Source organism: Pedobacter sp. BAL39, from assembly GCF_000170795.1.
Lineage (GTDB): Bacteria > Bacteroidota > Bacteroidia > Sphingobacteriales > Sphingobacteriaceae > Pedobacter.
The window spans coordinates 41124-53732 of record NZ_ABCM01000005.1 but is presented as its reverse complement, the minus strand read 5'-3'; the positions used below and the strand labels follow the sequence as shown (position 1 = coordinate 53732).

The 12609-nt window shown below is 43.9% G+C and carries 12 protein-coding genes; 7 read left to right on the top strand and 5 right to left on the bottom strand.

Annotation, left to right across the window (positions count from 1 at the left end; all coding sequences use genetic code 11):
* Window positions 1-14: 14 nt before the first annotated feature.
* The 3 genes from PBAL39_RS08285 to PBAL39_RS08275 all read right to left on the bottom strand — a co-directional run bounded on the left by PBAL39_RS08285 (window position 15) and on the right by PBAL39_RS08275 (window position 2090).
* The gene (locus PBAL39_RS08285; protein WP_008240299.1) at window positions 15-1097 is read right to left on the bottom strand and encodes an efflux RND transporter periplasmic adaptor subunit; all 1083 of its coding nucleotides are present in this window, start codon (window positions 1095-1097) and stop codon (window positions 15-17) included.
* Window positions 1098-1256: 159 nt separating this feature from the next.
* Window positions 1257-1670 (bottom strand): hypothetical protein, encoded by a 414-nt coding sequence (locus tag PBAL39_RS08280; protein WP_008240297.1) that lies wholly within the window; start codon window positions 1668-1670, stop codon window positions 1257-1259.
* A 189-nt stretch (window positions 1671-1859) separates the two neighbouring features.
* Window positions 1860-2090, bottom strand: a complete 231-nt coding sequence (locus tag PBAL39_RS08275; RefSeq protein WP_008240295.1) for a hypothetical protein — start codon at window positions 2088-2090, stop codon at window positions 1860-1862.
* Between the two features lie 186 nt (window positions 2091-2276).
* Between PBAL39_RS08275 and PBAL39_RS25290 the strand changes: the two genes are divergently transcribed.
* On the top strand, window positions 2277-2540 hold the full coding sequence (locus PBAL39_RS25290; RefSeq protein ID WP_157273948.1) for a hypothetical protein: 264 nt from the start codon (window positions 2277-2279) through the stop codon (window positions 2538-2540).
* On the opposite strand, the gene PBAL39_RS08265 is transcribed toward PBAL39_RS25290, so the two are convergent.
* A complete protein-coding gene (locus PBAL39_RS08265) occupies window positions 2508-3134 on the bottom strand; it encodes a TetR family transcriptional regulator (RefSeq protein WP_008240294.1) in 627 nt (208 codons plus the stop codon). The two genes, PBAL39_RS25290 and PBAL39_RS08265, sit on opposite strands and share 33 nt — an antisense overlap.
* A gap of 195 nt (window positions 3135-3329) precedes the next feature.
* On the opposite strand from PBAL39_RS08265, the gene PBAL39_RS08260 reads away from it, so the two are divergent.
* The 4 genes from PBAL39_RS08260 to PBAL39_RS08245 all read left to right on the top strand — a co-directional run bounded on the left by PBAL39_RS08260 (window position 3330) and on the right by PBAL39_RS08245 (window position 10666).
* Window positions 3330-6545: a TonB-dependent receptor gene (locus PBAL39_RS08260; RefSeq protein ID WP_008240292.1), complete on the top strand. Its 3216-nt coding sequence runs from the start codon at window positions 3330-3332 to the stop codon at window positions 6543-6545.
* 24 nt (window positions 6546-6569) lie between these two features.
* The gene (locus PBAL39_RS08255) at window positions 6570-8360 is read left to right on the top strand and encodes a RagB/SusD family nutrient uptake outer membrane protein (protein ID WP_008240290.1); all 1791 of its coding nucleotides are present in this window, start codon (window positions 6570-6572) and stop codon (window positions 8358-8360) included.
* Between the two features lie 91 nt (window positions 8361-8451).
* The gene (locus PBAL39_RS08250) at window positions 8452-9372 is read left to right on the top strand and encodes a metallophosphoesterase (protein WP_008240288.1); all 921 of its coding nucleotides are present in this window, start codon (window positions 8452-8454) and stop codon (window positions 9370-9372) included.
* A 46-nt stretch (window positions 9373-9418) separates the two neighbouring features.
* Window positions 9419-10666 carry an alkaline phosphatase family protein gene (locus tag PBAL39_RS08245; RefSeq protein ID WP_008240286.1) on the top strand — a complete coding sequence of 416 codons (1248 nt, stop codon included), beginning with the start codon at window positions 9419-9421 and terminating at the stop codon, window positions 10664-10666.
* A gap of 53 nt (window positions 10667-10719) precedes the next feature.
* Here PBAL39_RS08245 and PBAL39_RS08240 read toward each other — a convergent pair whose 3' ends face one another.
* On the bottom strand, window positions 10720-11157 hold the full coding sequence (locus tag PBAL39_RS08240) for an SRPBCC domain-containing protein (protein ID WP_008240284.1): 438 nt from the start codon (window positions 11155-11157) through the stop codon (window positions 10720-10722).
* Between the two features lie 200 nt (window positions 11158-11357).
* On the opposite strand from PBAL39_RS08240, the gene PBAL39_RS08235 reads away from it, so the two are divergent.
* A complete protein-coding gene (locus PBAL39_RS08235) occupies window positions 11358-11933 on the top strand; it encodes a dihydrofolate reductase family protein (RefSeq protein WP_008240282.1) in 576 nt (191 codons plus the stop codon).
* Between the two features lie 241 nt (window positions 11934-12174).
* Window positions 12175-12498 (top strand): DUF6686 family protein, encoded by a 324-nt coding sequence (locus PBAL39_RS08230; protein WP_157273947.1) that lies wholly within the window; start codon window positions 12175-12177, stop codon window positions 12496-12498.
* Window positions 12499-12609: the final 111 nt, after the last annotated feature.

The window sequence follows — 12609 nt, the reverse complement described above, 5'->3', positions numbered from 1 at the left end:
TTTTGTTTAAATCACTATTCTGCTTTGAGCTGAAGATGAGCAATGGCCTCTTTAGGCGCTACAAGTTCATACTTGATCCTGTCGTCATCTTTCACTTTCTGTACACCTTCGAGCAGTATCTTGTCATTTTCGGAAAGCCCGGTTGCTACGACATACAGGTCGGGCATTTCGCTGGCGACGGTAATGTTTCTCGACCTTACCAGCCCATTTTTGTCCACCACAAAAACGTACATCTTGTCCTGGATTTCATAAGTTGTTTTCTGCGGGATGATGAGTGCGTTGTGCAGTGGCATGGTCATTTGCACTTTGCCGGTTTCGCCATGCTTCAGGAGATGATCCGGATTAGGGAACTTTGCCCTGAAGGCAATGTTTCCTGTTTCATTGTCAAACTCACTCTCAATGGTCTCTACCTCGCCCTGATATTTCAATGGTTGATTGTTGGCGAGGAGAAGGCTGACTTTATTGTTCCCGCGATTTTTAACGTCGGTTTCATAATCGAGGTATTCCGGTTCAGAGACGTTAAAATAGGCGAACATCTGCCTGTTGTCTGATAGGCTGGTAAGCAGCTCTCCTTCATCCACAAGACTCCCTTGTTTTAGAGGGATCCGGTCGATGGTGCCATCAAAGGGGGCCCTGATCTCTGTAGCCGAAAGGTGGAATTTTGCGAGGGCCAGTTCGGCTTTTGCCTGATCGAGCTTCGCCTGGGCCATTGCCAGTTCATTTTTTGACACTACATTTTTATCAGACAGTGTTTTGGTATTCTGCATTTCAATGTTCGACGCTTTGACTTCAGCTTCTGCTTTCTGGTATTCGGCTTCGTACATCTTCGGCATGATCCTGAATAACACCTGTCCGGCTTTAACAAACTGACCTTCATCGACATAGATGTTCTGTAAGAAACCCTTCGCCAATGCGCGGAGTTCAATGTTTCTCACAGACTTGATTTGTGATACATATTCTTTGGTAAATGAAGTGTCAATTTTCAAAGGACTGGTCACGGTGTACGTGCTTACTTCTTCCTTTTCTTCTTTTTTGGAGGTACAACCCGCGTGGCACAATAAAGCACACAGGCCCATGAGCATTACAATTCTCTTCATGATATTTCAGTAAATAATTAAGCTTTTGATAATATGGAATCAGGGGAGTCCCTGATTTAGAAAAGACATCAGTTAACTGATATAAACATCATAACCTTCAGCAGTTACAAAATTGCTGAAACAGAGGTCATATATACAGAAACTGTGTTTAGGTAATGCTCATATCCTGAGTACCCTTTGCAGGATATACTTGTAGGATGAAGTATAAGATAAATGTCTGCATAGCGGCAGACGGTTCTTTGATGAGTGGTAATCGTGGTATAATGTGGAACTGAAGCTGAGGGCAACGGCATACTTAATTGGAAGGTTCTGTTTCCTGGTATACCCCGGATCTTCACTATCTTCTTCGTTTTCGATGCTGACTACATCATCCTTTTTTTCGCTAATGTGATTGTGCTTTACCAGCGGGAGGTCCTTCATCAGCTTTCCAAATTGTTGCTGTTCAGCTTTGTCAGCCCTTTTGGCGGAGAGGTAATATCCTTTACTGTAATGACCATCAGCAGCATAGCTATCTACATGCCCTTTAAAAAGCAGAAAAAATAGCGATAGAAAAAATATAATGATGGTCCTCATATTCTGCGTCAAAAATAAGAGCAGGAATGACAATTATGATGAGGAATGTGTTTTTTCATGGTCAGAATTGTGTCAATAATTTAAGGAACCCGTAAAAGCCGGGTCTGATGGTCTAAACAAGTGTACTGGGCGGATAAAAAAAGGTCCTGCATCAATAATGCAGGACCTTTTTATAGCGATGATTAAAAATTATAGGTTGTTGACTTCAAATCCGCCATAGCTTACCATCTCAGCATTATGAGAGACGGTGAGTTTGAGTTTCATCCGCTCAATTAGGTCTTTGGCTTGTGTAATGTTTCTATGAAGGTCATTGATTCCTCTGATTTCAATTCCCTTAGCCAACATTTTGAATTTACTAGGTTCAAACTTGTCTATGAATTTCTGCAAGTCCGAGCTGATCTTTTGTTCTGTTTTCTCCATATTAAACGTTTGATTGTACTAATAATGCAAAACAAGGGCAATTGTTTTAACTCAATAGCCAAATAATGTTATCTTATTGTTCCTCTGATAGAAAAGAAATCATGAGTCATCATTCTATTTTTATTTTCATTCAGAGTTAACATTAAGTAAGTATTGGGATGGTACCTTCGGTTAAATTTTGTCCGGATGTTACAGTTTATATTAACAAGTATCGGCTGGCTGGGGGTAGTTTCATGTACACTGGGGTATTTATTGCTGAGCATGAAACTGGTTCATTCGCAATCTATGCTTTTTCAGCTGCTGAATATTATAGGAGGGTTATGTTTGGTGGTTACCGCCTTAGATAATGATGATCTGCCCAATATGGTTGCCAATTTGCTTTGGATGTTCATTGGTGTATACGTGCTGGGCACGCAGCTACGTGGCCGCTGGAAGGTCAGCAAGAAGTAGCGGTTTCATCCCAAGGATTTTAAAGGCCATTGCCTGATAATAGTCCAGCCTGTCGTCGTATGCTTTTTTGTCGTCTTCCAGGGATAAATAAAAGTAAGCCCCATCTACGAGGACAAAAATCAGATCTGCCGTGACCTGCGGGTTCTCCACCTGAATCAGCTTTTTTTCATTACATGATTCAATCATGCCTGCCAATGCGCTTCGCAATGAATCGAGTATGGTCTTATATTTTACTTTGATTTTTTTCTCCCGAAAGGCAAGGGCGTAAAAGGTATAGAAAAGACCGTCATCGAACAGTAAGTTCCATTTTTTAGAAAACAGCATCTCCACGGTGCGCTGCAGGTCTTCCAGGGTCATGCCGCCTTTGTGTTTGATGGTGTATATCAGCAGGTATCTTTCCAGGATGTAGTCGATCAGTGCGTAAGTAAGGTCTTCTTTGGTCTCAAAATAGTGGATGATCAGACTTGGGTTGATGTCCATCACCTTAGCGATCTTCGCTATCGAAGTATTTTCATAGCCTTCTTTTTTGGCGACTTTGTAGAATATTTTAACGATCTCCTGTTGTCTTGTTTCTTTAAGACTCTTTCTGCCCATAGTATCGGTATAATAAAGGGCGCAAACTAAGTAAAACTTATGTGATTGCAAACAAAAAAGTAAGATATAGATTGACTGTATGTTCAATTAATATTTTAATTGGGGCTTAACCTCGCGTTAATATTATAACATGAATTTAGCGGCGCTTTAAACGGGTACACTGCTAAATAAACTTACACTAATATTAACTTGAAGATGAAAAGAAAACTACTTTTTTTAATTGTTAACCTTGTGCTTGGCGTCCTCACAGCTGCTGCGCAGAACATCACCGTTCAGGGGGTGGTTCTGGATGCGGAGACGAAGGGGCCGATCCCTTCGGTGAGCATTACGGTCAAAGGCTCAACGCAGGGAATTGCGACAGATGTGAATGGTAAATACACCTTAACCAATGTGAAGCCAGCATCAATATTGATCTTTACTTACATTGGGTACAAACAGCAGGAGGTTACCCTCGGAGGCAGGACAACATTAAATGTCAATCTGCAAACAGACAATGGAAATCTTGATGAGATTGTGGTAGTTGGTTTCGGTACCAAGAAAAAGATCAATGTTGCGGGAGCTATTGACCAGATATCCGGCGAACAACTGGCTTCCAGGCCTGTTTCAAATGCTTTGCAAGGATTACAGGGTTTGAGTCCGGGCTTGAACATTTCTTATGGGGGTGGGGCACCAGGTTCGGTACCAAATATTAATATCCGTGGGGTTGGTTCTATCAACGGCAGTAGTCCATTAATTGTGATTGATGGTGTTCCAGCGACCAGTACAGATGATTTACTAAGACTAACTCCCTCAGACATTACTTCTTATACCGTATTGCGCGATGCAGCGTCGGCTGCAATATATGGCGCCAGGGCAGCTTTTGGAGTAATTCTGATCACTACAAAACAAGGTGCAGCAGGACACAATACCATTAGCTATAATGCCAATACTGCATTTGGAAGGCCTACAGTTTTGCCTGAGGCTGTTACTGATCCATATATTTATTCGAGGGTATTGGAAACTGCGACAGACAATACACCCTGGGATTATGTAAATTATAGTGATGAGCATTACCGCTGGGCAAAAGAGCGGTCTGAAAACCCAGCTATAGCAGATACACGTATAGATCCGCAGGATCCCAATAAATGGGCATATATGGGAAGTAACAACTGGAATGATTACTTTTTCAATAAAACGAGTTTATCTCAAAACCATACACTTACTTTTTCGGGGGGAGCGACGCTAAACAATAATCCGTTGACATATTACCTTTCTACAAACTATACGAAAGATAACGGATTGAATAAGTTAACCGATGATTATTGGGATCGTTATGGATTGAGAGGCAGGGTTGGATTCTCCCCGGTATCCTGGTTGAAGATTGACAATAACATAAACATTTACGAAACTAAAAAGGCGCTTCCAAATGCCAGCATTACCGATTTGTATTACCTGCAGCCAACAGATGTGGCAAAAAATCCAGATGGCACATGGGCAAACACTGCCGCCGGAAAGCTTGCTGCACGGTTAGTTGATGGTGGTAACAATACGGAAAGTATGTTCGGTTTTCATAATATTACTTCAGCAGTTGCTACTTTACTAAAAGGTGATCTGCTGGTCAATGGGGACGCTTCCTTTAAGAGAGAATTGTGGAAATACCATAACGACCAAAAGAAGTACCTCATTGGCTATGGCCCTAATGACATCAGACAAGAAGGAGGAAACGGATTTGTAAGTGAAGACAATGGCCTGTTATATAACAATGCTTTCAACTTATATACGACCTATAGGAAAACGATTGGTGATCATGCGTTCAGTGCTATGGTTGGTTACAATAGTGAGAATTATCGATATTCCAAGATTTTGGTCAGGCGGGAGTCGCTGATTTCTTCTTCCCTGCCATACCTGGGACTCACCACCGGATTGCAGACAACGGGAGCTGAATACAGTGCTTATGCTACCACTAGTGCTTTCAGTAGGCTAAATTATACTTTCAAAGAAAGATACATCCTGGAAGGAACCGGCCGTTATGACGGATCTTCACGTTTCCCTGTAGATAGACGTTGGGGGTTCTTTCCTTCTGCATCCCTGGCCTGGATTGCGAGTGCTGAAGAGTTCTTTAAACCTCTTGCTCCTGTGTTGTCAATCTTCAAGTTGCGCGCATCCTACGGGGATCTGGGGAACCAGGAAGTGGATAACTTTGGATATCTGCAGACGTTGGTGCCGGGGACCTCTGGTTACCTGATTGGTGGGGCTACTTTGCCAATTATTAAGGGGGCACCAGGCCTGTTGGTTGATCCTCAAACTTATACCTGGGAGCGTGCGTCAACGCTAAATATGGGAGCTGATATCGGATTGTTTGACAATAAATTCTCATTTACGGGAGATTATTTCATTAGAAATACAAAGGATATGATTGCTCCAGGTCAGGACCTGCCCGCTGTGCTTGGAACCAATCCGCCAGCTCAAAATGTTGCCGACCTGCAGACTAGAGGATGGGAGGTTTCGGTCAGCTACAGGGACAGGTTTAATGTAGCCGCAAAGCCGTTTAATTTTGACGCCAAGATCATGTTATCTGACTCCAGGACTAAGATTACCCGTTTTACAAATGACCAGATGATATTTGGTGCCAATAACTATAGGGTAGGGCAGCAACTTGGAGAAATATGGGGCTTGGAAAGCGATGGTTATTTTCAGAATCAGATGGAGATTGATGCCCTTGACCAATCCAGTATTGTACCATGGGGTGCCTTGGATGTAGTGCCCGGCTGGCCAAAATATAAAGACCTTGACGGGAATGGAAAGATTGAAAGAGGATTAAGTGCCAGTGACCCGAAAGACCTTAAGATCATTGGAAATACTGCAGATCGTTACACTGTAGGTATAAACTTAAACATGGATTGGAACGGGTTTGACCTCGGTGTATTCATGCAGGGGGTGTTGAAGAGGGATTTTTATCCACATCATTACCTATTCTGGGGGCCCTACCAGCAGCCTTATGCGAATATCTACCCATGGAACCTTGACTTTTACCGTGGAGCAGCTGACTCACCTGAGCAGCGTGCCAAACACTCTGCTTCTTATATAGCCGCAGGTCTGGCAGATGCCAATACGAACTCTGCCTATCCTGTGCTGCAGTCATGGCTGGCAGATGCCAATGATGGACGAGGGCTGGATATTCCTCAAACCAAATACCTCCTAAATGGTGCCTATCTCAGGATCAAGAATGTAACCCTTGGATATACTTTACCTTCGAGCCTTACCAAGCGACTGCACATCAGCAGGCTGCGTATTTTTGCCTCTGGTGAGAACTTATATGAGTTTTCCTCCATTAAAAAATATGTTGACCCTGAATCCATCAACCAAAGTACCAGTGCCTGGGCATATCCTTACCAAAGAAGATTTTCAGCGGGCTTAAATCTTGATTTCTAGTACTGGCATATTAAAAAAATACACATGAAAAAGACGATATACATTTTACTGATCATCATTTGCAGTGGCCTGACCAGCTGTAAAAAAGGTGACCTTGACCGTTTTCCACAGACGTCAATTGCACCTGAACTTTTCTTCAATTCCGAAGATGACTTAAGACTATATGTAGACGGTTTGGTATCAATGCCCAACAGGAGTAGTTACCTGAATGATCAGAGCAGTGATAATGTGGTGACCACTGCTCTTGTAGAGGTGAAAAGTGTGATGGCTGGCAACAGCAATGCACAAAATATCACTGCTGGATGGGACTGGGAGCGTTTGCGTAACATCAACTACTTTCTGGAAAATTACAACAGGGCAAACGTAACTGCTGATATTAAGAACCATTACGCAGGATTGGCCAGATACTACAGAGCGGACTTCTACCTGGACAAGGTGAAACGTTTCTCTGATGTACCATGGTATTCAAAGACCCTCAACCCAGGTGATCAGGACTTGTATAAAGGACGTGACCCAAGGGCCTTAGTGATGGATAGTGTGATGGCCGACTTAAAGTTTGCCTATGAACATGTAAAAACAGATGCACGTGTTGGGGTTCCTGGAAAATGGGCTGTCGCTACATTATACTCCCGTGCCGCACTTTATGAAGGTACCTACCGTAAGTATCATGCTGAATTGAATCTGGCATCCACGGCAAACAGCTTCCTGCAGACTGCTGCTGAGATCTCCAGAGCAATCATGGATGCAAAGCTTTACAAAATCTCAACTAAAGAGAACCCGGTCGCAGACTATGCAGAGCTGTTCTCCAGTCAGGACCTTAGCACAAATCCTGAAGTGATCCTTGTAAACGCATTTGATATGAACCAGGGCATCAGCCAGAATGTGAACTCTGTGGTTTTCGGAGATTATGAACAGGCGCCGGCAAAGGACCTGATCCAAAGTTATCTGATGAAAGACGGAAGCCGCTTTACTGATCTGCCTAATTACAACCAGATAGGATTTGTGCAGGAGTTCAGGGACAGGGATCCCCGCCTGGCACAGACTATGGTTTATCCAGGATGGGTCAGGGTACCGGATGCTGCGCCTTATATTCAGCGTCTGAACAAGAATTTCACTGGTTACCATCAGTTGAAGGGATATGTGAACAGTACTGACCAGGCCACATTGAACGGTGTTGACTTTCCGGTGTACCGTTATGCTGAAGTACTGTTGAACTATGCGGAAGCTAAAGTAGAACTGGGGACCTTAACGCAGACTGACCTTGATGAATCCGTTAACCTGCTGAGGTCGAGGGTGGACATGCCGGCAATGAACATGGCCCTGGCAAATGCCAATCCAGATCCATTGATGCGCCAGCAGTTCCCGAATGTAACCACCAATGCCGGGATCATCTTTGAAATCAGAAGAGAACGCCGTGTGGAGTTTGCATTTGAGAACATGAGGTATGACGACCTGATGAGGTGGAGTGCTGGCAAGCTGCTGGAGAAAAGCCCTGAAGGCATGTACTTTGCGGGTCTTGGAAAATACGACATGACCGGAGATGGTGTGGAAGACATCATTTTGATTGACCGCTCGGTGACGATCCCTGCTGAGGAGCAAAAAGAGAAAAATTCTTTAGGCGTAACACTCCTTTATTACAGGACTGGTATTATTGGTACAGACGCTACTGTTTTTCTGAAGAATGGTGTCAATGGAGGAACAATTGTTACCGAAACTGCAACACGGAATTTTATTGAGCCGAAGTATTATTACAGACCTATACCTCAACAACATGTTGTGCTCAACCCTAACCTGAAGCAGATTTTTAGTTGGTAGGTCAGTTTAAATTATTAGTTCAATCCAATGCTCCTGATGTTCCGCTGAAATCGGTTCGTTGGGAGCGCTTGTTTCCTATTAACATACAAAAATGAACTTCAATAGAAGATCTTTACTTAAAACGGCCGGTATGGCTGCAGCCGCGGTAGCCGCGGGCGGAACTGGAGTATTGGCGGGAGTTCCTGCAGCCCTATCATCTGGCGATAAGAAAAAAATATGGACGGTTGCCCATATCACGGACGTACACATCAGAGAAGGCGACCGTGCAGCTGAAAGGTTCAGAAGCTGCCTGAATCACATTATAAATAAACACAAACCCGATTTCTTCCTGAATGGTGGTGATGCCATCAATGACGCGTCTTATGATAATGTTGTTCGCGAACAGGTGATTTCACAATGGGCAATATGGGATGACTGTCTGACAACGCTAAAAGGTTACGAGGTGCACAGCTGTATAGGAAATCATGATACCTGGTGGAAAGCACCCACTACTTCCGACCCAATGTACGGCAAGGACTATGTGGTCAAAAGATTGAAGATGCCACATCGGTATTACAGCTTTTCCCGGAAAAACTGGCATTTCTTTATTCTTGATGGCAACAATGCGAACATTTCCCTTGATGAGGAGCAATATAACTGGCTTGAAGCTGAACTTGGAAAGCTGAGGGCAGGATCGCAGGTGTTACTGATGTCCCATTATCCGATCTTAGGGACCACGCAGGTATTGGTCGGTGGAGGTCATTCTGACTGTAAAAAGCTGAAAGACCTGTTTTACAAATACCGTGATAAGGTACGGATCTGTCTCAGCGGCCACAATCATCTGTCTGATGAAACCGAATACAATGGCGTGCGCTATTGCTGCAATGGTGCGATGAGCGGTTTCTGGTGGGGCAAAGGTGACGCAGAGTCTAAAGGTGACGGATACTATCTGGAAACGCCACCGGGATATGCCATCCTCGACCTATATGACGATGGTACTGTAGAGAATACTTATTTTCCTCATGCTTTTTAACTAATTAAACATGCGCAACGATCATTCATCAATAAAAAATCCAGTCATGGCAATAAAAGCTATTACCCTCATTGTTACTGTATTCTTTTCGGTAACGCTTTCTTCAAGGCTCTGTGCCCAGCAAAGGCAACGTAAAGTAGTTTATATCATTACAGATGGCATTTCTGCTGATGTGATGGAAAACCAGGACCTGCCGAACCTGAAGAAAATCATTCAGGCCGGAAGTTATACACGAATGCATGTCGGCGGTGATAAGGGGACATATAATGAAACGCCCACCATCTCTGCCGTGGGATACAACAGCCTGCTGACGGGCACCTGGGTGAACAAACACAACGTTCCGGACAATGCGATAAAGGCACCTAACTACAATTATCAGAACATTTTCAGGTTGTTTAAGGATCAGTACCCTGATAAAAAGACGGCCATCTTCTCCAGCTGGACCGACAACCGTACTAAACTGCTGGGCCACAACCTCCCCGCAGCGGGCAACCTGAAAGTGGATGAGTACTTTGATGGTTATGAGCTGGATACTGCACGTTTCAGACATGACAAAAAATCGGACTATATGCACCAGATAGATGAGCAGGTTGTGCGTGATGCGGTTACCTCCATCAAAACTCAGGCACCTGATTTATCCTGGGTTTACCTTGAATACACCGATGATATGGGACATATGTATGGCGACAGCCCTGAGTTCTATAAGGCAATTGCAATGATGGATGTGCAGGTCGGAAAAATATGGGATGCGATTCAATACCGTGAAAAACAGTTTAAGGAGGACTGGCTGATTGTCATCACTACCGATCACGGAAGGGATGAGAAAAGCGGTCGCGGTCATGGCGGCCAGTCCGATCGTCAGCGCAGCACCTGGGTAATTTGCAACGACGGTCGGTTGAATACCTACGGTCAGTACTTTGATCTTGGAATTGTAGACATTATGCCAACCATAGCGCATCATCTGAATGTTAAACTGCCCGTAGCGGTAGCGCAGGAACAGGATGGCATCCCTTTTTTTGGCCCCGTGGCGGTGGCAGGTTTGAAAGTAAACCACATAAGCGACCATCTGGATATCAGCTGGAAAGCGCTGGACAAAAAAGGGAAGGTGAAAATCTGGCTGGCCACCACCAATTTGTTTAAAGAAGGAGGCAAGGACCACTATATACTGTTGGCTGAAACTGCTGCCGGGCAGCAACACTACCTTGCGGACATCACAAAATATCCATCTTCATTTTACAAAGTTGTCCTGGAGTCAGAACTGAATACAGTCAATAAATGGGTGATATTGAAATAATAAAAAGTTAATGCAAGCACTCCCGAAGTAAATGTACTTCGGGAGTATCACCATTATCCTTCAGCAATTTCTTTTACTTTCACCAGTGCTTTTGGCCATATTTCGTTGAACATCGCTGCAAACTCATCATTGATGTCCATGTCAATGACGAGGAGCGTCTGGCCATCTATTTCTTTTAGCGTGTAATTTTCATGCGCACCGGCCCATGCTTTAACCCGTTCACTCTCGGTATCTTCGATCCCATTCCTCAGCTCTCCAAGGTGTTCAATTGATAAAAACTTATAAGGGATATTTTCCGCAATGCGACTAACCATGCCCTGGTTGCTGGCATCCAGGAACAATACCTTACTGCCTTTTTTCCAATCTGTTTCCGCACGGGAGTCTGGTGAAAATGCAGCCGTCCATTGCGGGTAGGTATCGTCTCCCCAGAGTACAGCCCATACTTTTTCCGGACTGGCATTGATGGTTACTTCAAATCTACTTTTTTCCATATCGTTTGTTGTTGATGGGTGGTAAAATATGAGGGCTTCAATTCGTTATCATAAAAGTAAGCTATTTTGTTAACACCGCGGAGGGCAATGGCGACGTTATAACGGGCGTGATGCGACAGCCGGACGCGGGAGTTGCCCAGTTGGATTTTTTATTGTAAATTGCTGATCGGCCTTTTTTTTTAAAACCAAATTTAAACGAGATGAGAAAAGTAATTGTTCAGGAATTTGTCAGTATGGATGGCTTCGCTACCGACTTAAATGAGGGTTTGGATTTCATTCCGTCACTTTCGGGGCATACCCCTGTAAATGAAACTCTGGAGGAGTATCAGCTGGAGTTTATGGCTACGGTGGACCACATCCTGCTTGGACGGAAAACTTACGAGATGTTTGCAGGGTACTGGCCTTCCGCAACAAAGGAACAGGAGCTGGTGGCGGATGAGCTGAATGGAAAGTCGAAGATCGTTTGCTCTAAAACGCTTACCCAGGCGCCATGGGGGAGTTGGGAGCCGGCGAGGATTGTTCAGTCTAACCTTTCCCACGAGATCAATATCCTGAAGCAGGAAGAGGGTAAAAACATTGTCCTCTGGGGCAGTCTTTCACTCGCCTCGGCATTGACAATGGAAGGTCTGGTTGATGAGTTTATCCTGATGGTCTGTCCGGTGATGCTTGGGGGTGGCAGAACCGTTTTTCCGCAGCGGTCTGAGGCTTCAAGATTACAACTGCTGGACAGCCGTACTTTTGGAAATGGCGTCGTGATGCTGCATTATCAGTTATAGATCTTCTTGTTTTTTTATTTATCCCATGTTTGATCCCACTAACCATAGACAGCCGGCCCAACGAGGGGGCTACTTTTACCATATCTTTTAAAGGAATTTGATTTATCATCTTTAATTCGGGCAGATGATCTTTTAATCGGAGAAAATCTATATTATTGCACTGTTTATAATAAATCTAAATAGCGTGGTTCGGTGAGCGTGTTTATCAGCATCTGCCATCCCTGAATTAAAAAATGAAGATATGTGTAAGACGAGGGTTTTAGCCACCAGAGATCAGACGGTGATCAGTAATTGTGTATTCTGTGGAATGTATTACATCTGGCACAACAACCTTGTGCTGAATTTTAGCAGCCTTGCTTTTGATTCTTTTCAGGAGGTGGTCAATAGTCTTGACTTTCATGGCAGTTGTCTTCCTTTTCCTGATGGTGAGGAAAGGGTAGTCCTTCACACACCCAACGACGATATTTCTTTTGCTTTTGACGAAGAAGAATTCGATTCGTTCAAAAATGCCATTGACGAGGCCATCTACATGAAAGAGGTTTATGTATTGATGAGGCGTGGTTAATAATATGCTTTTATTTTCAGTATGACATTTTGAAGGTACGGCCATTAATGTGAAAAAATAGCATAAAAAGCCCTAATTTTTTTTATTTTGCAGGGATAGGCCATCTTTTAT